Below are 22,755 nucleotides of genomic sequence, written 5' to 3'. Positions count from 1 at the left end.
ATTTAATAGGCTTTAGCAAAAATCGTCTTTCTCGCATCAGAAGCACCAGTGAGGAAACAAGTTCCTCTCTCTGTACTATCTAATGGAATGCAACGCGGAGTCGCACCCGTTTCTTCTTTTATTTTCTTTTCATCTTCTGGCGTTCCAGCAAAATATGTCTCTACAAATCCTCCCTTTTCCTCAATAATAGTCTTTAATTCCTGCAGGGAAGAGGCTGAAGCTGTATGCTCATTACGGAAATTGAGCGCTTTTCTATAAAGATTTTGCTGTATTTCATCAAGCAGCTTTTGAACTCTGACAACAACATTTTCAAAAGGAATGTCTTCTTTGGCACCTGTATCTCGCCGAACCGCCCGTACTGTTCCGGCAGCCATATCCTTTTCACCAAGTTCCAAACGCAAAGGTACCCCTTTTTGAAGATGGTAGAAGAAACGATCACCTGGGCGCATAAAGAACTGTTCATCAACACATGTAAAACGACCACCTAATGCTTGGTTTAGCTTATCAGAGAACTCTCGGGCCTTCGGAAGAAGCTCTTCTTGTATCGCTGAATCCTTATTACTGATAGGAAGAATGGCTACCTGCACGGGAGCAATTCGAGGTGGAAGTATAAGCCCGTCATTATCTGAATGAGTCATTATTAAAGCCCCTATAAGTCGGGTAGAAACTCCCCAGCTTGTTGTCCAGGCATACTCCTGCTCTCCCTTTTGGTTTTGATACTGTATATTGAAAGCATGAGCAAAATTTTGTCCAAGGAAATGGCTTGTTCCCGCCTGTAGAGCTTTAGTATCGCTCATCATTGCTTCACATGTAAATGTATTGAGAGCTCCTGGGAAACGTTCTCCTGCCGTTTTTTCACCAGGGATAACAGGAAGAGCCAATATATCACTCATAATGTTTTTATATACCTGTAGCATTTTTAATGTCTCTTCCATAGCCTCTTCTTTTGTGGCATGAGCAGTGTGCCCCTCCTGCCACAAAAATTCTGACGTACGGAGGAAGAGACGTGGCCGTTTTTCCCAACGCATAACATTCGCCCACTGGTTGATGAGAAGAGGTAAATCACGCCAGGACTGAATCCATCTGCTATACATATGCCCGATTACCGTCTCCGATGTCGGACGAACGACAAGGGGTTCTTCTAAAGGCTCCCCACCAGCATGAGTAACGACAGCACACTCGGGAGAAAATCCTTCAACATGCTCTGCTTCTTTCTCTAGAAAAGAATTAGGAATAAGCAAAGGGAAATACGCATTTACATGCCCCGTCTCTTTAAAGGCCTCATCGAAATGGTGCTGAATAGATTCCCATAGAGCATACCCTGTTGGACGAATAACCATACAACCCCTTACTGGAGCATAGTCGGCAAGTTCTGCGACCTTAATGACATCAAGATACCACTGAGAATAATCATTCTCTTTAGGTGTTATGTTTCGTGCCATGTTTTTTTCAACCTCCGTTACAAAAACCCTTTCGGGAAAAATATTTTTATGGTAATGGATGGTGCCCCCAAATCGGTTTCCCGATAAAGAATCCCACTTTAAAATCACTTTGGTCATTATACAGGAACATAAGGCGCCCATCGAAAAAGTGTCCAGGAGCAGAGAAAGATATACCGCTCTCCCAAACACTATCAGACTTTGATCCGTTATCGTCATAAGCCCACCCTGCTCCTCCAAAAATTTCTGCAGTGAGGCTCCCCCACCAACTCTGCATGAAGACCCTGCGAAAAGCAAGATTTAACCACACCATCCGTTCTGCTTCTATTGGTCGATCTGCGTAGCTATAAAGTTCTTCTGCTGCACCTAAATAAACGGCATGGCTGGGCTCGGTCACATCTCCTTCAGCAAAACCACCTCGCAAATAGAGCCTCCACTTTTCTGAAAGAGAAAGAGCCTGAAAGATATTTACTCTGTACAAAAGTTCATCATGTTCCGGCCACCAAAATGCAACTTTCATAGAACCGCCCTTGGTGGGATCCACAGTATCATCGAGAGTATTATATGCCACATAAAAGGTAGGGCCTAGAGCGTCTTCATCTCTTCCATTGAAATGCACTCTCTCTCCGCCAATACCAACTCCCGCTCGAACATCACCCATGGAAAAATGATGAACGAGTCCCAGACCGTATCTATCCCAGTTTTTCTCAAAGGCATTTCGAGGTGTCACTTTCCAATTCTGAGCAGATAAATTGAACTCCCAAGCTTTAGAAATATCCGAAGAGGACAAATATCCCACGTCGGCCGCCCATTGTGACCCTAACTTCAAGTTCAACTTGATAGCATCACCATCTTTTAAAATATCTCTCTTTATTCCATTTATGTAAAGCCATCTATAGGGATGAAGATTTGTTGTATACCCACCTAATCGAAGCTCAGAGCTCGGACGACGCTGGGCTGTAAAGACTATCGCCGTTCCTTTCTCTCTCTTCTCAAGACGGTAGTCTACAGCAAGAACGTCTATACGTTTAGAAATCTCATAACTCGCTTTGAGTACTTTGAAAGAATCTATTGGTTTTCCTATCCAGGATTGGTAGTGTTTTTTAAATTCATTACAAACGTTTTCCGGAAGACCTTCAACACTTACTTCGGCAACAATTTCCTGCCTCTCCTTGGGCTGTAGCTGAGGAGGCGGTGCAAGATTCGATAACTCTCGTATCTTTTTGATGTGGGCCAATGCTACATTACGGCCGGCAGCAATAATTTCTTCTGCCTTAGAAGCGTCAAATAAGGGCATTTTCCCCACTTGTGGGGTCAAAAGCACATCAGCTTCTTTCACTTCATTGGCAACGTTTTGCTGAGTTAAAACCGTTATAGACTGATCAATAACATCAACTACGGTGCGCAGCTCTTTTCTTGTTCTCAGAGAGCTTGTAACGTCGACAGCAAGAACTGGATAGCCTGGAAAGAGTTCTTTCGCAGTGATAACCGGTAAATTTGAAACTAATCCTCCATCAACAAGAAGACGCCCTCCTACTGGCCACGGCTCGAAAAGACCTGGGATAGCCATAGAAGCTCTCATAGCAGAGGCGAGACTGCCACTCTGCAAAACAACCTTCGCCCCAGTCTCCAAATCTGTTGCAACTGCTGCAAAAGGAATGGGTAATTCATTAAAATGAACTACCTGTACTCTCGATGCCATCTGTGAAAATTTCTCTAGCAGCTTAACACCGGAAAGCCCTCCCAAGTAGCCCCCCACACCTCCATGATGAACAACGGAGATCCATGGGACAGAACTTCCCTCGCGTTCTCCCAAAGGTAAAAACATCGGAGAAGACCGCTCAGAAAGAAGACTGCTTAAATCAATATTCTTAACGACTTCTTCCAATTCAAAACCATTGTAGCCGCTAGAAGCCAACCCCCCAATGATAGCCCCCATACTTGTTCCCACAATTCCAGCTATAGGAATATTCTGTTCTTCAAGCACTTGAAGAACACCGATATGGGCGAGTCCCTTTGTTCCTCCGCCAGAAAGAGCGAGAACAACTCCTCCATGAGAAGAAGCTGAACAGGTAGAAACATTTAAAAGAAGGCAACTCAAAATTATAAAGCCAGCACAAATACGTTTCAGATTTGACATCGATCGGCCCTCCTCTTGTCTATACAATAATACTTACAGTGAATTTTAACGTACACAGTGCTAAGGAACAACTCTTTTAATTAATCATCTTCTTGTACTGCTCTCTAAAAGAATGTACAATTTAGATATTTACATAACAATGTGTAATAAGAAAATATTACAAAATAGCCACTCAATATTAATGGGAGGTGGAAAGGGGTATGGAAAGCGAAAAAAAAGGTATGTTCGATTGGTATTTCAAAAGTAATTTATTAATACGGATTCTTATTGGTCTTGTTCTTGGCGCAATAGTGGGGATGGTGGCCGGAGATTCGATTTTATGGGTGAAACCCTTAGGGGACATTTTTGTTCGTCTATTAAAAATGATCGTTATGCCTATTATTCTAACAACACTTGTTGTCGGGGCTGCAAGTATAAGCCCAGCGGAACTCGGCAAAGTCGGAGTCAAAATTGTCGTCTTTTATCTTCTTACATCAGCTTTTGCAGTTGCTGTCGGCTTACTTATGGGAAATTTATTCCATCCGGGACTTGGATTAGACCTCGGCGTTATAGGGGAAGCGGCAGGTCGCGCTCTTGAAAAACCATCCCTTGCAAAAACATTCCTCAATATCATTCCTACAAACCCCTTCGGTGCTCTATCTGGAGGAGATGTTCTTCCCACTATTTTCTTTGCCATTATGTTTGGTCTTGGCATCAGCTATCTTAAAATCAGCAAAAACAGTCGTATTCAAGAGGCTGGAGAGTTACTATTCAAAATGTTTGATGGTGCAGCAGAAGCTATGTACAAAATTGTCGGCTGGGTATTACAGTATGCCCCCATTGGTGTATTCGCCCTTCTTGCCGTTGTATTCGCACAACAGGGAGCCAAGGCAATTGGCCCCTTGGGAACTGTAACTTTTGCCTGCTTCCTGGGATATATCATTCATCTTATTGTTGTTTATGGAGGAATCCTCACACTGAACAAACTTGGCCTCTTTACCTTTTTACGAGGAGCAAAGGAAGCTATGATCACAGCCTTTGTCACACGAAGTAGTAGCGGAACCCTACCAGTCAGTATGAGCAATGCTGACGAAAATCTAGGCGTAGCAAAAAACGTATATTCCTTCACTCTTCCTCTGGGAGCCACCATCAACATGGACGGAACCGCCATTTATCAGGGAGTTTGCGCCCTTTTCATTGGCTTTGCCGTTGGTCTTCCTCTCAACTTTGCACAACAAATGACTGTTATTTTAACAGCGGTTCTCGCTTCAATAGGAACAGCAGGCGTTCCAGGAGCTGGCGCGATTATGCTTCTTCTTGTTCTTGATTCTGTGGGACTTCCCATAGAACAAGGATCTCCTGTAGCGGCTGCATATGCCATGATATTGGGTATCGACGCCATTCTTGATATGGGAAGAACCTGCCTCAATGTCACTGGCGACTTGGTAGGATCTACTGTCGTAGCCAAGAGTGAAAAACTGCTTGATCTATCGAAATGGAGTAAGTAGAAAATGAAGTAAATACGTTAAAAAGCACAAAAAGAAGAGGCTGCTTTGAAAGCAGCCTCTTCTTTTCATTATTTATGTTTGAGATTTTGTCTATGCTTCCAAAGTCGATAACTTCGAACAATCAAACGAACTAAAGGAAGTCGCGTTAAGGCAGGATCAGGGTCACACTCCCCAACACGTTGATATTCGTCGCAAATATCAAGAACGGGAGATTTAGGACACTTCACAATCTGATCGGGATAAATGCTTCTATATCCAGAAACAACAAAAGAGATAACTGACGCAATAGCCGCAAGGCTTGCCACTCTAGAACCAAAAAGCTCCGCAGCTAAAATAGCCGCCGCAATAGGAGTATTAGCTGCTCCAGCAAGAACGGCTACAAAACCGATGCAGCTGAAAAGAACAGGGTCTAAACTAAAGATCGATGCAAAGGTTGCACCAGAGGCCGCCCCTATGAAAAGAGTAGGAGTCACGAGTCCGCCACTTCCTCCAGCTGCCAAAGTTACACCTGTGAAGAGAGATTTCCATATAAAAGCCAACGCTGGAACCTTGGCACCAGTAATAGCCTCAGATATAGTTTGAGATCCTAGACCCAAATACCTAGGACCTACGAGCAACGATAAAAGAACGAGAACAACTCCTCCAAGAACTGACCCTAAAAGGGGGTGGAGTCCTATTTTTCTATATATTTTCTGAGCCGTGTGAAGAATTTCAATGAAAAGAAGAGAAACAAGACCAAAAAAGACCCCCGCGCATACAACCCAGACAATAATATTTGCTCCTGTTAAACGGGGGATATAAAAAAGAGGTTTATAGATATAGGCCATGCCAAGATTCAAAGAAACTTGATAACTTACCATGCCGCTCACGATACACGGCAAAAGAACATCGTAAAAGACCTGCCCAACGTACAACGCTTCAAGACCGAAAACTGCACCTGCAACTGGTGCTCCAAAGACAGACGCCATACCTGCAGATACACCACAAACGACCAATTTTCTACGATCTACATCATTCAAGCGCAATCCTGTCGCAAAAAGATTTGAAACAGCCCCACCAATTTGTGCGCTCGGCCCTTCCTTACCGAGAGAGCCCCCTGTAGAAATAGTGATAATAGCCGCTACCACCTTAACCACCACACTATAGACATTGATCCGTCCATCATGATGGTGAACAGCTTCTATCACGCTTTCCGTTCCTTGACTGCTATCATCTGAGAACTTAAGGTACCTCACCAACAAAACACTCACGAAAAGCCCGACAGGCAGCAAAACAATCCTCCATGGAGGAAGCGTACCGACTTCTGTTGAAAACTTTTCGAGAGTAAGCATAAAGGTAGAGGTACCCGTTCCCACGAAAATACCAATAATAACTGCCAACACCAACCACTTGAAAACACTGTAAAAAAGCGCAAATTCTTCTTTAAAAAACCTCGCCCACGAATCCTCCTGCAATAATCTCACTCCAAAAAAACAAAATTAACAATGAAAAGAGAGAACTAGATAGAGATAACCTCCCTGTGCAATGGAAAAAGGCAAAGTAAAATTACGAATTCCAAGAGATTCACTTGGAACCGTCCGGATGCCCGCTCCTGTAATAATTTGAGGAGGAGTTACGTCTACCCCCTCGAGAGAAGATTGGGTAAGCGCCCGACCGCTCACCATATTTGAAAGTTCCCCAATGACACTTGTTGCAACAGGATCTTCAATGTCAGGTTGTATCATGCCACCAGACATTGCTGATACGACAGCGCTGAAACCTGCCTGATCAAGCATAATTACAGCCGTTCCCTGAAGTCCTCCCCCAACAACACCGACAAGTGAGGCCAAGCAACTTCCATGAACATGAACCCCTTGCGCCACCTCTGACTTGAGAAGAGATACTTCCACCCCCATTTCACGACTCACTGAAATTAGAGATGACCCAAAAGTATTAACAAGAGTCGCCAATTTTTCTACGCCCATAAACCAGAATCTCCCTTCCTCAATCTATTCCCTCGCTTCTAATGTTATATAGCGACGAACAATTACAAGAGCAGCCAGATCATCAATATCTCGATTGGGTGTTCTAAGAGAGTCTGGAAATAACTTCCATAACCCCTTAGGGGGATGTAAGCTCCAGAACACTTTCCTCGCTTCAAGAGTTGAACCTCGCTCTTCCACTATTTCTGCATATATTCCTTGCCCTTCTAAAAAAGATAAAATCTCTTGACACGTTGTTCCATTCCCCACAACAACTCTCAGGTCTGTATCGGGGTTAAAATAGTTCTTTCTGTTTTCCCTGATCCAAGGGGTTAAAAGAGCCCATTCACGTTTCAAAAGGCTCTCCAAAAAGAGAGGCAGATCTTGCTTTTTTACTATGCCTGAAATAAGCAAAACTCCATTATCATCAGTTAGAGCCCAACCAATCTTATCTCTTCCAGGATCTATGCCCAACAACATTTTTACTTTCCCATGGTGGATGCCCAACGAGGATATAACCACATCCACTGATCCGGGTACTGAGAAATCCACGAACTTATCGAATTATTACATATAGTTACTGCTTTTGCCAGATTTTCTCCAAATTTTTCAGAATTCGAATCTTCAAAAGGAGGTAAAAAATAAAGATCGTGGTGTACCCCATCCACCCTTCTTATAATAAAAACTGGAACCATCGGGCATTCATACTTAAGACTCATTTTTATAGGACCATAAGGAGTGCTTGCGGGAAGACCTAAAAAAGGCGCGATAATCCCTTTGTCGCGAACATCCTGGTCAATCAAAATGGCAAGTACCTCTCCTTTTCTAAGGCATGTCATTGCCGCTTTTAAACTAAACCCCTTGCTTATAGTGGAAACATTACATTTCTTTCTATATTCGATAATCATGTCAGTAATTCGTTCATCTCGCTGTTCTGCTCCAATGGCATTCATTGGATATCCCATTCGGGCAATGCTCGCTGCTGCAATCTCCCAATTGCCTATATGCCCTGTTATAAGAATAACGCCATTTCCTTTTTCATATGCTCGACGAAGATTTTCTTCTCCATGAACAGTTACAAAAGAATCGAGAGAAGAAATGAATTTCGGCAAACGAACAAACTCGGCAGCAGAACGCCCAAGATTCAGATAAGATCGCCTTACTATGTGTCTAGCGGTAGTAACTCCCACACCAAGGGCTTCCACACATCTTTTTTCGGCCTTATCAACTCGCTTCTTGCTCAAAGCCCAAAGAGTTGTTCCTAAAGCACCACCCAACTGAAGAGCCGTCTTATGTGGTAATGCCTGAAACAACTTTTGCATATATTGAATTAAAGTCCATGTTGTATTCTGACTTAATCCCACTTATCTATCCTCCGTAAAAATTCGCCGATTATTATACCTTATTCAAGTGTAACACTATATATATTGCGATATACTTATTGAGAAAGTTAAGAAGAAAAAATTCCTCAGGAGGTGATTCGCAATATGTTACGGCGAATTTTGTTCCCAATGGATATGTCTTCTTTCTCAAAAGAAGCTCTTTTGTGGGTTTCCAGAAGAGCTCTTCAGCGACAATCGGACATTCTTATCGTTCATGTTGTCAGCCCGGCCGCTGGGATGAATATTCCCCAACTTGTACAAGAAGCAGAAACGACTCTCAACGAATTCTGCCAGAAAAACCTGCCAGAAAAGCTTTTTTACAAAGTAATCGTAGCTGCAGGAGAATCTCTAGAAATTATTCCTGAATACGCATCAAAAGAAGAATGTACATTCGCTGTCATTCCCTCACAAGAAGCAGGCGAATTGACCCCACTTGTAAGACGACTTGCTATTCCTCAACTTATTTTACGTTCCCGCAATGAACATTTTCCCGAAGAAGATATATATCAAAACATTGCCGTCGCAGTAGATTTATCGCCGGAACGGACAGATATGATGCTTCATGAACTCAGAGACATTCTTCAGCAGGTGGATACTGTTCCGACTCTGACTCTTGTCCATGGCGTTCCCCTTGAAGACGCAGAAGATTCCCAGACTCTCATAAATGCAGCAGAAGAGGCGCTGGAAGTGGTAACACAAGATGTAAGTTCATGGAACACCGAAACTTCGATGCAAATCGTAAGTGGGCAGCCTGAAATAGAGCTTCCTTCCTGGATAGAAAAGACTTCTCCGAGTCTTCTCGTTGTCGGTCTCTCTACGCAAAGAGAAATCTGGCAGTTAATATTAGGCTCCACAGCTGAAGCCCTTATAGAAGGAACGACGTGTCCCGTTTTGGTTCTGCCTACTGCCTGACCAGAAGATTTGAGGCAATCATAGATTCCAAACGATTAATGCGCATATCAATCAAAAACTGAACAAAATCAGGCTCTTTTAAAGGATTTTTGTTGAAAATAAACATTTTTATTCCTCTATCTTCGAGAAATTTTGCATCGTCACAAAGCAGGGAAAGCCTATTGAAAAGTGTTTCTTCTATAGGTTGAGTTGTTCGTATGGCCAGAATTCGAGAAGAGGCCTTTTTTATCTGTGGTAGAACATGTATTCCATACTGTCCATTTTCTAACATGTGAATAGAAAGAGAGTAACCCTTTGTTGTGCACTCTTGTTTCAGGAGATTCCAAAGAATGGGAATTTCTTCTATTTTTTGTCTCATCGTAAATAATTTATCCCATGAAATTTTCAAGGCTTTAATCATAAGTCTCTCATTTTGACTGCTTTCGAACTGATTCTCTTTTAGAGCCATTGAAAAATCAAAGTCAGTATGATAGTCGGGGATAAAAAAATCAGGATGACCGGATTGCACAATAAAAAGAATCCCTGCTCTTATTTCCTGCTCGTTTATGCGGCGCAATTCATTTAGATGTTTTAGAGCCCGTGTTGAAGGAGCATCTGGAAACATAGCTATCTTTTTTCCAAATAGAGAACACGATTTTACCTCTATGACCATGGGCTCTTTTCCGTTAGAGATGAGAAGATCAAATCGGCTGTTTCCCCAAGAAACTTCTCTTCTTACAACTCTATATGCCTCTAGTCCTGGAACTTGCCCCTGATTGAAAAGCCACGCCGCAACGTCATTAGTTTTATGGGTATGAAGCATAACCGGTCCATGCTCCGCAAGGGCTCCCACAACAGTAAATTTCGTTTTTCGAGACGCTGCCGCTGCGCTCTCTTTGATTAAATAGAGAGTTGTTTCAGGGTACAATAGCTCCCATAATCTGCCTGGATTTGGGAGAAATGCCTGAACTCTTTCTCCATCGGAGAGACGACATATGACTAAGAAGCGATTTGGCCTTTCCAGAAAACGTGCTTCGATAAGAGCGTTCCTTTCTCCTATATGAAATATATCTGCCATATATTATTCTCCTTAATGAGGACTACTAAAAAAGATTGCTATAAAGGGGATAGAAATGAGTACGACGGAAATACGAATGACGTGAAAAAGGAGAGCAACAGGAGCATTAGCGCCAGATTCTACAGCAGCCAACCCTAAGCCGGAAAGTCCTCCTGGCGCTGTTGAAAAGACAGCAGTCATTATATCTATTCCACTTAACTTGGAGATACAAAAAGCAAGTAAAATACTAAAAAGTAAAATGACAAGACTATACACAATCGCTATTGGAATAAATCGAGGAATTTGACGAACAGTAGCCATATCAGCTTGAGCAACTATAACAAAAGCTACGAATAATTGAGAAAGAAAGGATAAGAATTTCATATGTTGCGCTTCCATTCCCATAAAGCCCTTGATAAACAACCCCCCTAACAAGCCCCCTACAAGTGCCCCAGATGGGATCTTTAACTTATACCCTACAACTCCTCCCGCTATAATGCCAACATAAAGGAAAACATTTGTCATTTCTATTCCATCACCCTTTAAGAAAAGGGGGCTTTAAAAGCCCCCTAAATAAATTTCTGACGTTTATATTATTAAAGATTTAGCTCAAGAGGGTAAGCATAACGGACGCAGCGACGGCAGTGCCGATAACACCAGCCACGTTGGGTCCCATAGCGTGCATAAGCAGGAAGTTGCCAGGATTCTCTTTCTGACACATTCGCTGTACCACTCGTGCCGCCATGGGAACGGCAGAGACTCCAGCCGCTCCGATCATGGGGTTAATCTTCCCGCCGCTTACCACTTTCATGACCTGCCCCAGCAAAACGCCGCCAGCTGTGCTGCAGATGAAGGCAACGAGTCCCAGAACAATGATCTTGATCGTTCCCCAGGTGAGGAAGTATTCTGCGCTCATGGTTGCACCTACTGACAAGCCCAGGAAGATGGTGGTGGCGTTGAGAATCTCGTTCTGTGCCGCCTGGCTCAGTCGTTCTGTCACGCCGCATTCACGTAACAGGTTTCCGAACATGAGGATACCGATCAGAGGCACCGATGATGGGAGAAGCAATCCCGCAGAGACAGTACACACGATGGGAAAGAGCACCCGCTCCAGCTTGGAGACTGGTCGAAGCTGATCCATACGGATAGCCCGGTCAGCCTTGCTGGTGAAGAGCTTGATTACCGGCGGCTGGATGAGCGGCACCAGCGACATGTAGCTGTACGCCGCAACGGCCACCGCTCCCAGAATCTGGGGAGCCAGCTTCACCGTCAGGTAGATGCTCGTCGGGCCGTCCGCTCCGCCAATGATGGCGATGGATGCCGCCTCCTTCACGTTGAAGCCCATGAGCAGCGCTCCGAAGAGGGCGATGAATACGCCCAGCTGTGCGGCTGCTCCGAGCAGGAAGGTGATGGGATTGGCCAGAAGGGGCGCAAAGTCCGTCAAGGCCCCTATCCCCATAAAGATAATGACCGGATAGATCTCATGTTCCGTTCCGAAAAAGATATACCGCAAAAAGCCTCCGTCGTCCATGATTCCCGAGAGGGGAAGGTTCACCAGCAGGCAGCCGAATCCGATGGGGACCAGCAAGAGGGGTTCAAACCCCTTCACGATGGCCAGATAGAGCATAACAAAGGCCACCCCCAACATGATGACGTTGCCCCACGTGAGTCCCGAGAATCCCGAGGATCGAAGGATCGTTCCCAGTGAGTTTAGATAGACTTCCATAATCGCCTGTCTCCCTTCGGCTTAGCCGAGGACTACCAGGGCGTCTCCGGAATTGACGCTGTCCCCTTCCCGTGCCCGGATCTCTTTCACCGTACCGGCAGACGGGGCGGATATCTCATTCTCCATCTTCATGGCTTCGAGAATAAGAAGCACGTCTCCAGCATTGACTGTCGCGCCGACGCTGACACTTACACGAAGGATCTTGCCAGGCATGGGGGCTGACACTACTTCCCCCCCAGCTACGGGCGCTTCTGCAACTGGTGCCGGAGCAGGAGCTGCTGCCGGTGCGGGTGCCGGCGCTGGTGCTGGTGCTGCCGCCTGAACTGGCGCTGCCGCCGGTGCCACAGGAGCGGTTACGGGCGCTCCACTGCCGAGTTCTTCCACTTCTACGTTGTAGCTTGTTCCGTCCACTGTCACTTTATAGAGTTTGCTCATTCTTTTCCCCTCCACACTGCTGTGTTGTCGTTGTCTTTACCGACCTGACCAGGTCTGGTTGTTTAAGCTTTCGAGCCCTTCCATGATGGCGCTCGATCTCCACAGGCTCACCCGTGGACCACGTCTCTTCGATGATGTGGTACCTGTCGCTTCGATGCTCGTGATGCGGCAGGGCCGGCCCGTTGCTTCCACTAACGCCGCTGTGATAACGGCTATAAGACGTTTCTGGTCTCCTGATGCCGACGGTACCGATACTGGCGCTGCCACAGGCGCTGATGCAGGCTTCGCTGCAGGTGCCGGAGGCGTGCCGCCATTCCCCTTCGGTGCCGTCGGGCTCGCCTTCACACCACCAAAATACTTGATGGCATAGATGATGGCCGTCAGCCCTCCCAAAACCAGAAAAACCGTGGAAAAGGCTATGAGCGCCAAGGTGATCGCCCCGCCTATTCCCGTCTCAAAATAGGTATGAAGATCTGTCACTGCTATCGCCCCTTCCTCGCACTAATGGGGCATGACGCCGTGCTTGCGTCTCGGTCGAAGTTCGCGCTTGTTCGCCGTTCCCTGTAATGCCAGGTAGATCTCGCGGCGTGTCTCTTCCGGCAATATGACCCGATCCACGTAGCCTCGCTCCGCCGCCACGTAGGGGTTGGCAAAGGCCTCTCTGTACTCCTCTATCTTCTTGTTCCGCTCCGCAACCTGGTCTTCCGCCTTTTCGATCTCTTTGCGGAACACGATGTTCGCTGCTCCTTCCGCTCCCATTACGGCAATCTCCGACTGGGGCCAGGCCAGAACCATGTCGGCTCCCAACGATTTGGAGCACATGCCGAGATAGGCACCGCCGTAGGCCTTTCGCAATACCACCGTGATCATGGGAACGGTGGCTTCGCTGTAGGCATAGAGAAGCTTCGCTCCGTGACGGATGATGCCACCCCACTCCTGCTCCGTGCCGGGAAGGTATCCTGGAACGTCTACAAAGGTGACGATGGGAATGTTGAAGGCGTCACAATGCCGAATGAAACGGCTCGCCTTGTCTGAGGCGTCTATGTCGAGGCAACCGGCCATGTTGGCCGCCTGATTGGCGATGATGCCTATCACTTCGCCACCGACGCGACCGTAGCCTGTGACCATGTTCTTGGCCCATAAAGGCTGTACTTCAAAAAAGTCTCCGTCGTCAACCACTTTCTCGATGACGTCGTGAACTCGATATCCCTTGTTCGGATTGGTGGGAACTACGTTGCGAAGTTCCGGCACAAGACGATTGGGATTGTCGTTCGTCTCTTTCCACGGGGCGTTGTCCACGTTGTTGCTGGGAAGATAGCTCAACAACTTCTTCACCTGAGAGAAGCACTCGACTTCACTCTTCGCCATGAAGTGGGCGTTGCCGCTCTTCGCGTTGTGGGTCAGCGCTCCGCCGAGAGATTCGCTGCTGACTTCCTCGCCCGTCACCGCCTTGATGACTGCCGGACCTGTTATGTGCATGATCCCCGTCTTCTCCACCATGAAAATGTAGTCTGTCAATGCTGGGCTGTAGACCGCTCCGCCTGCCGTGGGACCCATGATGATCGACAGCTGGGGAACGACGCCGCTCGCTATGGTGTTCCTGTAGAAAATCTTCCCGTAACCGTTCAGTGCGTCTACCGCTTCCTGAATCCTCGCTCCGCCGCTATCGTTGATGCCGATGACGGGCGAGCCGTTCTTCACGGCCAGATCCATAACCTTGCAGATCTTGTCTGCATGTTTCTCGCCGAGACTGCCTCCAAGGACGGTGAAGTCCTGGCTGAAGACATAGACTCGACGACCGTCAATCTCTCCATAGCCCGTCACAACGCCATCACCAGGGATGGTGTTGCTCTCAAGACCAAAACGATGGCAACGATGGGTGACCAGCTCGTCGAGTTCGATAAAGGTCCCTTCATCAAGAAGCTGCGCGATACGATCGCGCGCTGTCCCCTTCCCCTTCGATCGCTGCTTCTCTATGGCCTTCGCTCCACCGCCCTGCTGGGCCTCGGCGCGCTTGCGATCCAGTTCTGCACAAAGTTCTTCGATACTCCGATTCGTCATAACTCTAGTTGCCCCCTCTAACGTTCTGAGAGCTCAAGCAAAATTCCCCCTGTAGCTTTGGGGTGGACAAAGGCAATTTTCGCTCCGCCAGCACCATATCTTGGCTTTTCATCAATCAAGCGAACGCCCTTTTCCTTTAACTCTGCGAGTGCTTCTTCAAGATTTTCAACACGCAATGCAAGATGATGGATTCCTTCTCCCTTTTTCTCAATAAACTTAGCAACAGGACTATCCTCAGCAGTCGGCTCAAGGAGCTCAATTTCAGTATCCTTTACCGGAAGAAAAGCTGTCTTAACTTTCTGTTCTTCAACTTCTTCCACACCTGCGCATGTAATTCCCAACGCGGTTTCCCATACTTTCAACGCTTCTTCAATATTTTTTACAGCGACACCTATGTGGTCAACAACAGTTACCTTCATGAAACAGTCCTCCTTTTATCTATTCTTTTTTCCATCATGTCCTGAAATATCAGCGCTACTAATCTTAACAAAGAAAAATAGATTTGCCACGTCCTGTAATCCTTATTTATAATGTACAATTATAATTTAAGGGAAATAAAAAGAAGGGGGGGAAACTCCTTGAATCTTGTTACTTGTAAACTTTGTGGAAAAGTATTTTCTTCGTCGCGAGGAAAGATTTGTCCCGAATGTCTTGATGAAGTTGATAACCTTTATCGACGAGTAAGGGAGTTTTTGCGAGATAATGCCTCTCGGAATTATGATGTAGAAAGTTTATCAGAAGCGACAGGCATTGATATTCGTTATATTCAGGCTCTTATCGATTTAAAATATATCGACAGGGATGTTCAGTCTAATTTCAAAGACGAGGAACAAGAAAAAAAGGATCGATTGCTGAAGGAATTTCAAAAAAACCTTGATAAAGGTAATCGCAGGCATGAGTCTGCTGAAAAAACACGCACATATGGACAAGAACGTTATGGAAGTAAGGGAAGAACTAAAAAGTAAGTAATCATAAAAACATAAAGAAACAGAAAGAGGGGCCTTTGCCCCTCTTTCTTAGAAAACCTCTAAACCAGGGCGATAAATAAGTACTGAACAGTGAGCATAACGTGCCACATTTGCAGCGGTACTACCAACGACTAGTCGTTCTATTGTGCTTTGCCCTCGGTAACCGATGACAATAAGGTTGTAATCTCCAGTTTTAGCGTAATCAATAATGACATCAGAGGGACTGCCCTCTTTAACAACCATATCGAAATCTACGTTAGCAAGTTCCGGCATGCGCTCTTTAGCTTTTCTAAAGTAATATTCTAGTTTTTTACGAGCTATCTCAGATATCTCCATGTCGATTTCTGGTGGCAGCCAGGGTTCATATCCTTTCCACAGGGTGGGATGAGGCATAACATGGATAAAGGTTGCATGAACTCCCAAACGCAGGGCTAAAGAACACCCGTAAGCGAAAACTTCTTCTGATACCTTACTTAAATCGACAGCTACAAGAATTTTTTTCGGCATGGTTCTTCCCCCCTTTAAGATCTATAGTAACACTATTATAAAGGATAGGCTGAGACTATTTTCAATACTCTAAAAATTTTTTCATGGAGGAAGGAATGGATACATTATTTTTGGTCTTTATGTTTCTTTTTTTCTTCTTTATGGGAATATATATAGAAAAGTTAGCTTTTCGCATGACCCAAGAAACTTTTCTTCCTGAAACATCTGCTCTAAGAAAAGTACTTTCAAAACCTTTCGTTGCAGGATTCATATTTGCTCTTCCTTGCTCTTTTTTCTTTCTACGGGAAGGGGTTTCTTTCTCTTTTCTTATTACAATACTTCTTTCAATGGGACTCTTTCTCTCTGCTCTCACAGATTTATATAGTGGTTTTATCTTTGATATCGTACCAATTCTGATGGGAGGGATATGTTTATTCATTCGCGCTATTGCAGGATTATCTCCTTTTATAGATGGCATAACAGGTGCTATTGCAGGCATGATAATCATGTTGCTTATTCGTTTACTCAGCAAGGGAGGCTTAGGTAGCGGAGATATTAAGCTCATGGGGGGAATGGGTGCTGGCTTAGGTCTCCACCTCTCTTTATATAGCATATATATTGGCATTCTTACAGGAGGACTCGTTGCCGCCTTGCTGCTACTTCTACGTCGGGCTCACAAAAAACAACCTATACCTTTTGCCCCTTTTCTTGCCTTTGGAGGAATAATTGCCATTGCCACCTTTTCATTTTTAGAGCGTTTCTTCAGCATCTCGCTCCCCTGGCCATGGAATTTATAAATTTACTCCATCAAACGAGCCTTTACGTGAGATACCATTTTCTTCAATGGCTGAATAGAGGCAAGTCCTCTCATTTTTCTAAAAGCATGATCCGCACCTGGTATAACAATAAACTCTTTATCTGATGTACTAACGGCATCAAAGAGACGGCGGCAAGCATCCATGCTAAATGTCTGATCGTTTTCCCCGTAAAAACTAACAAACCACCCGGACCTAATGGAATGAGCGGACTTGTAAAGAAGAGTGTTATCACCAATAGTGTCAAGAATGGGTAACTTTAAAGCCAACGATTCATCCCTATCATCAAGGCTATCGCCGCTGCCAGAGACAATAATACCTGCCGGTGCAACATCAAGGGAAGGCGCACAAAGACCACCATTTACTAATTTTTCACGGTAACTTCCACCTGCCATCAAAATAGAATGAATTCCTCCCAGAGAAAAACCCCATAAATATATTTCATCATTCATGTGACGTTTCTCTATCTCCTCAAGGGCAGCGCTCACATCGAATAGATCCATAGCATACGTTTTTCCTTTAAATGCAGTACGGGCCCAACACTCTCTGTCGTCTCCGAAGAAGCTCCGATCGCGCCGAATCCGACTAGTCTCTGTGAGATATACCGTAAAGCCCAACGGCAGAAGCATCTCTGCGAGTACAGCATATTTATTTCCCTCCTCAAGAGAAGCGCAACCATGAACTCCATGGAAAAGGACTATGATTTTTTTGGTATCTTCATTTTGAGAAAGGCGATTTATAATGACGTGTCGATCCCCGAAAATTCCTGGTATAGTGAATGTTTCTTTTTTCATTAATACTCCTCCCCTAATCAGGAGATAAAACCTTTACTCTCCTTGAGGATGACTCATCCTCTTTTAGTATTTTAAAAGCCCCGACATCCATTCTCATTTTTAAGGCTACTTTTTTTACACTCTCTGAAGATTCAAAGACTTCGTCTCCAAGAGATTTTAGTACTGATGCTTCTTGCGTCACAGAATGTATATTCTCTGAAATAATTCCAGCTTTTTCTGCTATAAGATGAATACGACTCGCTATCTCTTCGGAGCTAGCAGCTTCTTCCTGAGCTATTGAAGCAACATCTTGAGTTGATTCATTTATTTTTTCCAAGGTCTGAAGAATCTGCTCAATCTCTTTTTCTGTCTCTTCAGCAGACTGGGCCGCTTCTAGCGCTGAGGTTACGTTACTTTTTACAGTGTTTACAACTTCTGTTAAATCTGTGCTGATCTGTTGAGCTAGCATATCGATACGACCAGCTTCCTGCCGGCTTTCTTCAGCGAGTTTCCGAACCTCTTCAGCAACTACAGCAAACCCCTTGCCGTGTTCTCCAGCCCTGGCTGCTTCAATAGCTGCATTTAAAGCAAGTAAATTTGTCTGATCAGCTATATGAGAAATAGTAGCAACAAAAGACTGTATCTGGTTGGCACTCTCAGAAAGAGCTTCTACTTTTTGAGCAAACATTTTCTCATGATTTGCTACAGTATGAACTGTTCCTGTCGTCTCTCGTAATCGGCTACGGCCAGAACTCCCCGAACGGTGAGCCATATTCACCAATTCTGCCGTTTCAGCACTTCTCAAAGCAGAACGCTGAGCAACTTCAGAAATTTCAGAAACCGTCTGATTAATCTCTTCAACTCCTTGCGCCAATTTTTCCATATTTTCTGTAGCATTTTTCATCTTAGCACTAATTGATACTGTTTTTCCCCTTGATACTTCGGTAAGAGATTTCATAGAATCTGAAGATTCAGTTAGAGTTCCCGCCACGCCATCTACTGTTACCATAGCCTCGTTAAGTTTTATAAGAAAATAGTTAAGAGATCGACTCACATCTCCAATCTCATCTTTTGCCCATGTAAAGGTCCTAAAAGTCAGATCTAAATCATCTGCCAACTCCCGTAGCCCCTCAGCTGTGGCTGTCGTAGCAGACGTAATTGAATAAGAAATAAAATAACTTATAATTCCACCTACACATAAAAAGGCTGCAAGCATCCCTAAAAGGAGCTGGCCTTGAACTTTATTAAAGATCGAAAGAAGAGAAAGACCACCTAAGGATATAAAAAGGAAAAGAATAAGTGCTGCCAATCTACACTTGATGGATACCTGACGCAACATCTTCATTATAGTTTCGAACACACTCGTCACCCCCATCGGCGATTAAATGCATAGTATTTTAATTATAGTACTCTTTCCTTACGATTTGACAAAGAAGTCTAAAGGGGTCAAAATAGCGTTGACAAATACAGAGTACTGGGGGAGTCGGCGTATACCGGCTGAGAGGAGACGGATGGTCTCGACCCCTGGAACCTGATCCGGGTCATGCCGGCGAAGGGAAGTCCAGCGTAATATTTTCAACACTACCTCACCTTCCTCCGGCTAGGCCTATCAAGGAGGAATTTCTAATGCGTAATAAAACTAAGATTCTTGTTGAAGGGGCTCTTGTTGTAGCCATGACCGTGGCCTTTTCATACATTAAGCTATGGAGAATGCCTCAGGGAGGCTCTGTTACCCTTGAAAATATCCCCTTGCTTATTTTTGCACTCCGACACGGCTTGAAATATGGGTTCGGTGCTGGTACTGTCGCTGGAATTATACAGCTTCTTCTCGGTGGATATGTTGTCCACCCCGTTCAGGCTCTTCTCGACTATCCTCTTGCCTTTGGCGTTCTTGGGTTAGCTGCATTGATACGCAAACCTCTCTGGGCCGGTCTCACTTTAGGAACACTTGCTCGTCTTGTATGCCATATACTCTCTGGCGTCGTTTTCTTTGCAAGTTATGCTCCCGAAGGAACAAATGTATGGCTATACTCTACAGTCTACAATGCCAGTTATATGATACCCAATCTTGCCCTTGGTATTATCATCACCTACCTCGTTTGGGGAAGACTCAATAAAATCGGGCAATAATAGCATATGCTCAGTCTCGATCACATAGGGAAAAGCTATAACGGCCAACCCATTATCAATCATTTCAATTTAAATATGAAGCGAGGTTCCTTCACTGTATTAATCGGCCCGTCAGGATGTGGAAAAACCACGTTGTTTGACCTTCTGACTGGAACGATAGACAGAGACGAGGGAGTTATTACATGGTTAGGAGAAAGTCTGCCACATCTTGGAAAAGCTGCTGCTTATATGCAACAGAAAGACTTACTTTTACCTTGGCTCACTCTTAATGAAAATGCGTTGCTCCCTCGTGCTTTTGCTAAGCAAAATAGTTGTGACATTCAAAAAAAGGTAAAGGAACTTTTTAAGCGTTTTGGTTTGGAAAATTTTGATTCATATTTTCCTCGTGCTGTTTCAGGAGGCATGAGACAACGCTGCGCTTTGATTCGCACCCTTATGTTTGAGCGGGAAATAGTGTTATTAGATGAACCTCTTTCAGCCCTTGATGCAATCACGAGAAAGAGTTTGCAGACATTGTTGCTTACTCTTCAAAACGATTTTCATAAAACCGTTCTTATGATTACACATGACATAGACGAGGCTCTCTTTCTCGCTGATACAATTATTGTTCTCACTCAACCTCCAATGAATATACGAGAGACTATTACTCTATCGTCAAAAAAACCACGAGATCTTAATTCAGGAAAATATATTGCCCTCAAGAAAAAAATACTCTTGGAGTTGGAAGAGGAAATGAAATCATGAAATTTATGAAGAGATCGGCACTATCTCTAGGCTTCTTAACATTCTTAATTCTTATCTGGGAACTGGTCTGTCGATATGGAGATATTCCACCATTTATTTTGCCAGCTCCCTCCAGAGTTTTATATGTCGCGATTCAACAAGCACCTCTTCTTACCTATCACGCTGTTATGACAGGTGCTGAGATTCTGCTGGGTATTATTTTCTCCGTAGCCATAGCTATTCCCCTTGCCATAATGATGTTCGTATTTCCATCTGTGGAACAAGCTTTTTCGCCAATTCTCGTCGCATCACAAGCCATTCCTGTTTTTGCGTTGGCACCTCTTCTCGTCGTTTGGTTCGGATATGGCATATGGAGCAAAGTCTTTATGGCAGCTCTCATTATCTTTTTCCCCATCGTCGTCAATCTTCTCGAAGGTTTGAAAAGCTGCGATGAAGACTACAGAAAGCTCTTTACCCTTATGGGGGCTCCCTTTCTAAAAACCTTTCAATATCTCTATTGGCCGTGGGCCCTGCCCTATTTCTTAGCGGGGTTAAAAGTTGGAGTTTCGGTAGCAACAATAGGAGCTGTGATCGGAGAGTGGGTAGGCGCGCAGCGTGGACTTGGCTATCTCATGATTCAATCAAATGCCAGACTTCGAGTAGACCTCGTTTTTGCTTCAATTTTATGGCTGACAGTAATAGGAGTTTCTCTCTGGATAATTGTGGGTGCTATCGAGAAAAAAGCACTTGCATGGAAGAAATAAAATCTTTTTTGAGAAGGTGATTTTTTAATATGAAAAAAGTACGTGCCTTACTGTGTGCATTGATAATGTTGCTTACGCTGCTCTCTGGGACTGTTTTTGCACAAGAAAAACTGACTGTTATGCTTGATTGGTTCCCTAACATCGATCATTTACCCCTTTATGTTGCTCAAGAAAAGGGCATTTTTGATCAATTTAATCTTGATGTATCTATAGTGAGTCCTTCCGAAACTTCAGACCCACTCAAATTGGCTGCTGCATCTCACATTGATATTGCAATTGGCTATGAGCCCCAAATCATTATTGCAGCCTCATCAAACATTGGAATCAAAGCTGTTGGACGCCTCGTAGGACATCCATTAACGACACTACTTTTTATCGGGGGGAAAGATATTGAGACTCCTTCTGATCTGGAAGGAAAGAAAATTGGCTATACCGTGCCCGGAATGATGGATCATCTCACTGATGGTTTCGCGAAAGAAAATGGTCTGAAAAATTATGAACTGATCAATGTAGGTTTTACTATTATTCCTTCTCTCACCAGTGGAAAAGTTGACGCTATTATGGGGCCTTACAAGAACTATGAAGTTGTGGAGCTTGAACAGCACGGCTATACTCCCGGATATTTTGAACTCGAAAAACATGGAATACCAGACTATGACGAGCTTGTTTTCGTTACAGGAAATAAAACGCTACAAGAAAAGGAAGATTCGATAAGAAGATTCAAGGAAGCTGTTCAAGAAGCAATAAACGTGACGCGACAAAACCCAGAAGAGGCTCTGGAAGCCTATCTCAAGGCTGTTCCTGAAGCTTCGAGGGAGTTGGAAACAGCAGCGTTTGGGAAGACAATCGACCTCTATGCTGAAGAACAGACTTTCAGCGTCGAGAAATGGCAAAAATTTGCAGATTTTGCCCTTTCTATAGGAATGGTATCAAAGGAGGTACAAATTAATGGCATTCTCTGGAACGGAAAATAACACAGCAGTAGCTTCATCACGACTACATATAAAGAAGCTTACTTTTGCAGGATTACTTGCGGCAGCGGGGGTTCTTCTTTCAGGTATATATATTCCCTTTGGTCCAACAAAGTGCTTTCCCTTTCAGCATACAATCAACGTTTTTGCTGGAATTCTTTTGGGGCCATGGTGGGCGGCTTCTATAGCTTTCGTAACGAGTTTTATTCGAAACATGATGGGAACTGGAAGCCTCTTTGCTTTTCCTGGAAGTATTCCTGGGGCTCTTATGGTGGGTTTTGCATATCGCTTCTTCAAAAAGAATTGGGCAGCCTTGGTAGAACCTCTCGGAACCGGACCCATCGGAGCTACAATATCAGCTCTCGTTATCGGGCCTGCTATAGGGAAGACACCTGCTCTTGGAGCCCTTCAGATAGCATTTTTAGCAAGTAGTATTCCAGGAGCTCTTCTCGGTTTTGCCCTTGTCGTTATGACAAAAAAAATGGGCCTTTTCAAAGATCTTATTTAAGACGCGTTTCCTTAGTACCCCTAAAGAAAGAGCCGGCA

The 22,755-nt window shown here is 44.6% G+C and carries 25 protein-coding genes and 1 riboswitch; of the genes, 9 read left to right on the top strand and 16 right to left on the bottom strand.

Features of this window, described 5'->3' with window-relative positions:
• Positions 1 to 2 precede the first annotated feature (2 nt).
• On the bottom strand, positions 3 to 1,442 hold the full coding sequence (gene proS, locus ACZ5GY_RS00605) for a proline--tRNA ligase (RefSeq protein ID WP_213691974.1): 1,440 nt from the start codon (positions 1,440 to 1,442) through the stop codon (positions 3 to 5).
• 46 nt (positions 1,443 to 1,488) lie between these two features.
• Positions 1,489 to 3,579 (bottom strand): patatin-like phospholipase family protein, encoded by a 2,091-nt coding sequence (locus ACZ5GY_RS00600; RefSeq protein WP_213691975.1) that lies wholly within the window; start codon positions 3,577 to 3,579, stop codon positions 1,489 to 1,491.
• Between the two features lie 200 nt (positions 3,580 to 3,779).
• Between ACZ5GY_RS00600 and ACZ5GY_RS00595 the strand changes: the two genes are divergently transcribed.
• A complete protein-coding gene (locus ACZ5GY_RS00595; protein WP_213691976.1) occupies positions 3,780 to 5,066 on the top strand; it encodes a dicarboxylate/amino acid:cation symporter in 1,287 nt (428 codons plus the stop codon).
• 68 nt (positions 5,067 to 5,134) lie between these two features.
• Here the strand turns inward: ACZ5GY_RS00595 and ACZ5GY_RS00590 are convergent, their stop codons facing one another.
• The 4 genes from ACZ5GY_RS00590 to ACZ5GY_RS00575 form a co-directional block, all read right to left on the bottom strand.
• Complete coding sequence (locus ACZ5GY_RS00590; RefSeq protein ID WP_464111913.1) at positions 5,135 to 6,448, bottom strand: chloride channel protein; 1,314 nt, start codon at positions 6,446 to 6,448, stop codon at positions 5,135 to 5,137.
• A gap of 96 nt (positions 6,449 to 6,544) precedes the next feature.
• Entirely contained in the window at positions 6,545 to 7,030 is a 486-nt protein-coding gene (locus ACZ5GY_RS00585; RefSeq protein WP_213691978.1) for a chemotaxis protein CheX, read from the bottom strand.
• A 24-nt stretch (positions 7,031 to 7,054) separates the two neighbouring features.
• Positions 7,055 to 7,507: a RuvC family protein gene (locus ACZ5GY_RS00580; RefSeq protein WP_213691979.1), complete on the bottom strand. Its 453-nt coding sequence runs from the start codon at positions 7,505 to 7,507 to the stop codon at positions 7,055 to 7,057.
• 2 nt (positions 7,508 to 7,509) lie between these two features.
• The gene (locus ACZ5GY_RS00575; RefSeq protein ID WP_213691980.1) at positions 7,510 to 8,391 is read right to left on the bottom strand and encodes a lysophospholipid acyltransferase family protein; all 882 of its coding nucleotides are present in this window, start codon (positions 8,389 to 8,391) and stop codon (positions 7,510 to 7,512) included.
• 123 nt (positions 8,392 to 8,514) lie between these two features.
• Here ACZ5GY_RS00575 and ACZ5GY_RS00570 point away from each other — a divergent pair, with 123 nt between their 5' ends.
• Positions 8,515 to 9,321 (top strand): universal stress protein, encoded by an 807-nt coding sequence (locus ACZ5GY_RS00570; RefSeq protein ID WP_213696022.1) that lies wholly within the window; start codon positions 8,515 to 8,517, stop codon positions 9,319 to 9,321.
• On the opposite strand, the gene sfsA is transcribed toward ACZ5GY_RS00570, so the two are convergent.
• The 7 genes from sfsA to mce form a co-directional block, all read right to left on the bottom strand.
• Positions 9,311 to 10,378, bottom strand: a complete 1,068-nt coding sequence (sfsA, locus tag ACZ5GY_RS00565) for a DNA/RNA nuclease SfsA (protein WP_213696023.1) — start codon at positions 10,376 to 10,378, stop codon at positions 9,311 to 9,313. The two genes, ACZ5GY_RS00570 and sfsA, sit on opposite strands and share 11 nt — an antisense overlap.
• Positions 10,379 to 10,390: 12 nt before the next feature.
• Complete coding sequence (locus ACZ5GY_RS00560) at positions 10,391 to 10,882, bottom strand: AbrB family transcriptional regulator (RefSeq protein WP_213691983.1); 492 nt, start codon at positions 10,880 to 10,882, stop codon at positions 10,391 to 10,393.
• A 79-nt stretch (positions 10,883 to 10,961) separates the two neighbouring features.
• Positions 10,962 to 12,083 (bottom strand): sodium ion-translocating decarboxylase subunit beta, encoded by a 1,122-nt coding sequence (locus tag ACZ5GY_RS00555; RefSeq protein ID WP_307879578.1) that lies wholly within the window; start codon positions 12,081 to 12,083, stop codon positions 10,962 to 10,964.
• Positions 12,084 to 12,104: 21 nt separating this feature from the next.
• Positions 12,105 to 12,518 carry a biotin/lipoyl-containing protein gene (locus tag ACZ5GY_RS00550; protein WP_464111912.1) on the bottom strand — a complete coding sequence of 138 codons (414 nt, stop codon included), beginning with the start codon at positions 12,516 to 12,518 and terminating at the stop codon, positions 12,105 to 12,107.
• Between the two features lie 36 nt (positions 12,519 to 12,554).
• On the bottom strand, positions 12,555 to 12,998 hold the full coding sequence (locus ACZ5GY_RS00545; protein ID WP_307879580.1) for an OadG family protein: 444 nt from the start codon (positions 12,996 to 12,998) through the stop codon (positions 12,555 to 12,557).
• A 21-nt stretch (positions 12,999 to 13,019) separates the two neighbouring features.
• Entirely contained in the window at positions 13,020 to 14,579 is a 1,560-nt protein-coding gene (locus tag ACZ5GY_RS00540; RefSeq protein ID WP_307879581.1) for an acyl-CoA carboxylase subunit beta, read from the bottom strand.
• A gap of 17 nt (positions 14,580 to 14,596) precedes the next feature.
• On the bottom strand, positions 14,597 to 14,998 hold the full coding sequence (mce, locus tag ACZ5GY_RS00535) for a methylmalonyl-CoA epimerase (RefSeq protein ID WP_213689874.1): 402 nt from the start codon (positions 14,996 to 14,998) through the stop codon (positions 14,597 to 14,599).
• 159 nt (positions 14,999 to 15,157) lie between these two features.
• Between mce and ACZ5GY_RS00530 the strand changes: the two genes are divergently transcribed.
• Positions 15,158 to 15,544, top strand: a complete 387-nt coding sequence (locus tag ACZ5GY_RS00530; protein WP_213689875.1) for a hypothetical protein — start codon at positions 15,158 to 15,160, stop codon at positions 15,542 to 15,544.
• Positions 15,545 to 15,595: 51 nt separating this feature from the next.
• Here the strand turns inward: ACZ5GY_RS00530 and ACZ5GY_RS00525 are convergent, their stop codons facing one another.
• Positions 15,596 to 16,054 carry a universal stress protein gene (locus ACZ5GY_RS00525; RefSeq protein ID WP_213689876.1) on the bottom strand — a complete coding sequence of 153 codons (459 nt, stop codon included), beginning with the start codon at positions 16,052 to 16,054 and terminating at the stop codon, positions 15,596 to 15,598.
• A 95-nt stretch (positions 16,055 to 16,149) separates the two neighbouring features.
• Between ACZ5GY_RS00525 and ACZ5GY_RS00520 the strand changes: the two genes are divergently transcribed.
• Positions 16,150 to 16,830, top strand: coding sequence for a prepilin peptidase (locus tag ACZ5GY_RS00520; RefSeq protein WP_213689877.1), 681 nt, complete (start codon positions 16,150 to 16,152; stop codon positions 16,828 to 16,830).
• 2 nt (positions 16,831 to 16,832) lie between these two features.
• On the opposite strand, the gene ACZ5GY_RS00515 is transcribed toward ACZ5GY_RS00520, so the two are convergent.
• Positions 16,833 to 17,642: an alpha/beta hydrolase gene (locus tag ACZ5GY_RS00515; protein ID WP_213689878.1), complete on the bottom strand. Its 810-nt coding sequence runs from the start codon at positions 17,640 to 17,642 to the stop codon at positions 16,833 to 16,835.
• 13 nt (positions 17,643 to 17,655) lie between these two features.
• The gene (locus ACZ5GY_RS00510; protein ID WP_213689879.1) at positions 17,656 to 18,981 is read right to left on the bottom strand and encodes a methyl-accepting chemotaxis protein; all 1,326 of its coding nucleotides are present in this window, start codon (positions 18,979 to 18,981) and stop codon (positions 17,656 to 17,658) included.
• Between the two features lie 106 nt (positions 18,982 to 19,087).
• Positions 19,088 to 19,196: riboswitch (TPP riboswitch) on the top strand.
• Between the two features lie 51 nt (positions 19,197 to 19,247).
• Between ACZ5GY_RS00510 and thiT the strand changes: the two genes are divergently transcribed.
• Genes thiT through thiW form a run of 5 tightly spaced genes read left to right on the top strand, consistent with a single transcriptional unit; the run spans position 19,248 to position 22,717 of the window.
• Entirely contained in the window at positions 19,248 to 19,751 is a 504-nt protein-coding gene (gene thiT, locus ACZ5GY_RS00505) for an energy-coupled thiamine transporter ThiT (RefSeq protein ID WP_213689880.1), read from the top strand.
• 6 nt (positions 19,752 to 19,757) lie between these two features.
• Positions 19,758 to 20,495, top strand: coding sequence for an ABC transporter ATP-binding protein (locus ACZ5GY_RS00500; RefSeq protein ID WP_213689881.1), 738 nt, complete (start codon positions 19,758 to 19,760; stop codon positions 20,493 to 20,495).
• Positions 20,492 to 21,238 carry an ABC transporter permease gene (locus tag ACZ5GY_RS00495; RefSeq protein ID WP_213689882.1) on the top strand — a complete coding sequence of 249 codons (747 nt, stop codon included), beginning with the start codon at positions 20,492 to 20,494 and terminating at the stop codon, positions 21,236 to 21,238. The genes ACZ5GY_RS00500 and ACZ5GY_RS00495 overlap by 4 nt, the downstream gene beginning before the upstream one ends.
• 29 nt (positions 21,239 to 21,267) lie before the next feature.
• Positions 21,268 to 22,212 (top strand): ABC transporter substrate-binding protein, encoded by a 945-nt coding sequence (locus tag ACZ5GY_RS00490; RefSeq protein WP_213689883.1) that lies wholly within the window; start codon positions 21,268 to 21,270, stop codon positions 22,210 to 22,212.
• Entirely contained in the window at positions 22,187 to 22,717 is a 531-nt protein-coding gene (gene thiW / locus ACZ5GY_RS00485; RefSeq protein ID WP_213689884.1) for an energy coupling factor transporter S component ThiW, read from the top strand. The genes ACZ5GY_RS00490 and thiW overlap by 26 nt, the downstream gene beginning before the upstream one ends.
• Positions 22,718 to 22,755 lie beyond the last annotated feature (38 nt).

Source organism: Aminobacterium thunnarium (genome assembly GCF_055390565.1).
Note: the sequence above shows the minus strand (reverse complement) of the source record. Positions and strands in the feature narration are given on the sequence as shown.

What these genes read in the sequence shown, in the direction of transcription:
- proS (WP_213691974.1), bottom strand. Translation starts at nt 1,442, where the DNA reads ATGGCACGAAACATAACACCTAAAGAGAATGATTATTCTCAGTGGTAT.
- ACZ5GY_RS00600 (WP_213691975.1), bottom strand. Translation starts at nt 3,579, where the DNA reads ATGTCAAATCTGAAACGTATTTGTGCTGGCTTTATAATTTTGAGTTGC.
- ACZ5GY_RS00595 (WP_213691976.1), top strand. Translation starts at nt 3,780, where the DNA reads ATGGAAAGCGAAAAAAAAGGTATGTTCGATTGGTATTTCAAAAGTAAT.
- ACZ5GY_RS00585 (WP_213691978.1), bottom strand. Translation starts at nt 7,030, where the DNA reads ATGGGCGTAGAAAAATTGGCGACTCTTGTTAATACTTTTGGGTCATCT.
- ACZ5GY_RS00580 (WP_213691979.1), bottom strand. Translation starts at nt 7,507, where the DNA reads ATGTTGTTGGGCATAGATCCTGGAAGAGATAAGATTGGTTGGGCTCTA.
- ACZ5GY_RS00570 (WP_213696022.1), top strand. Translation starts at nt 8,515, where the DNA reads ATGTTACGGCGAATTTTGTTCCCAATGGATATGTCTTCTTTCTCAAAA.
- sfsA (WP_213696023.1), bottom strand. Translation starts at nt 10,378, where the DNA reads ATGGCAGATATATTTCATATAGGAGAAAGGAACGCTCTTATCGAAGCA.
- ACZ5GY_RS00560 (WP_213691983.1), bottom strand. Translation starts at nt 10,882, where the DNA reads ATGACAAATGTTTTCCTTTATGTTGGCATTATAGCGGGAGGAGTTGTA.
- ACZ5GY_RS00555 (WP_307879578.1), bottom strand. Translation starts at nt 12,083, where the DNA reads ATGGAAGTCTATCTAAACTCACTGGGAACGATCCTTCGATCCTCGGGA.
- ACZ5GY_RS00550 (WP_464111912.1), bottom strand. Translation starts at nt 12,518, where the DNA reads ATGAGCAAACTCTATAAAGTGACAGTGGACGGAACAAGCTACAACGTA.
- ACZ5GY_RS00540 (WP_307879581.1), bottom strand. Translation starts at nt 14,579, where the DNA reads ATGACGAATCGGAGTATCGAAGAACTTTGTGCAGAACTGGATCGCAAG.
- mce (WP_213689874.1), bottom strand. Translation starts at nt 14,998, where the DNA reads ATGAAGGTAACTGTTGTTGACCACATAGGTGTCGCTGTAAAAAATATT.
- ACZ5GY_RS00525 (WP_213689876.1), bottom strand. Translation starts at nt 16,054, where the DNA reads ATGCCGAAAAAAATTCTTGTAGCTGTCGATTTAAGTAAGGTATCAGAA.
- ACZ5GY_RS00520 (WP_213689877.1), top strand. Translation starts at nt 16,150, where the DNA reads ATGGATACATTATTTTTGGTCTTTATGTTTCTTTTTTTCTTCTTTATG.
- ACZ5GY_RS00515 (WP_213689878.1), bottom strand. Translation starts at nt 17,642, where the DNA reads ATGAAAAAAGAAACATTCACTATACCAGGAATTTTCGGGGATCGACAC.
- thiT (WP_213689880.1), top strand. Translation starts at nt 19,248, where the DNA reads ATGCGTAATAAAACTAAGATTCTTGTTGAAGGGGCTCTTGTTGTAGCC.
- ACZ5GY_RS00500 (WP_213689881.1), top strand. Translation starts at nt 19,758, where the DNA reads ATGCTCAGTCTCGATCACATAGGGAAAAGCTATAACGGCCAACCCATT.
- ACZ5GY_RS00495 (WP_213689882.1), top strand. Translation starts at nt 20,492, where the DNA reads ATGAAATTTATGAAGAGATCGGCACTATCTCTAGGCTTCTTAACATTC.
- ACZ5GY_RS00490 (WP_213689883.1), top strand. Translation starts at nt 21,268, where the DNA reads ATGAAAAAAGTACGTGCCTTACTGTGTGCATTGATAATGTTGCTTACG.
- thiW (WP_213689884.1), top strand. Translation starts at nt 22,187, where the DNA reads ATGGCATTCTCTGGAACGGAAAATAACACAGCAGTAGCTTCATCACGA.